Origin of the sequence: Achromobacter sp. SIMBA_011 (genome assembly GCF_046535435.1) — a bacterium.
GTDB classification, from domain to species: Bacteria; Pseudomonadota; Gammaproteobacteria; order Burkholderiales; family Burkholderiaceae_B; genus Achromobacter; species Achromobacter dolens.
In genome coordinates this window covers 1-253 of the sequence record NZ_JAWRWN010000875.1, presented here as the reverse complement: position 1 = coordinate 253, position 253 = coordinate 1, and the positions used below count along the sequence as shown (strand labels likewise).

At 62.1% G+C, this 253-nt stretch carries 1 protein-coding gene; it reads right to left on the bottom strand.

Annotated features, from left to right (window positions below; all coding sequences use genetic code 11):
* Positions 1-226: aminotransferase class III-fold pyridoxal phosphate-dependent enzyme (locus SB816_RS33510; protein ID WP_410548442.1), on the bottom strand; the 226-nt coding region annotated here is incomplete at its 3' end.
* Positions 227-253 lie beyond the last annotated feature (27 nt).

The following is a 253-nucleotide window of genomic DNA, read 5'->3' as shown; positions in this document are numbered from 1 at the left end:
CGAGTGCGCCGGCCGTCATGCCGTGGTAGGCGCCGTGGAACGCCATGATCGTCGAGCGGCCCGTATAGTGCTTGGTCAGCTTGACAGCCGCTTCGACGCCATCCGCACCGCTGGGACTGCAAAACTGGATCTTGCCGGATTCGGCGATCTTCCCGGGCAGGAGCGAGAAAAGCTTCTCGACGATCGCGTGCTTTGCCGGCGTTGCCAGGTCGAGTGCCTGTTGCATTTGATCGGACGACAGAAACCGCATGAC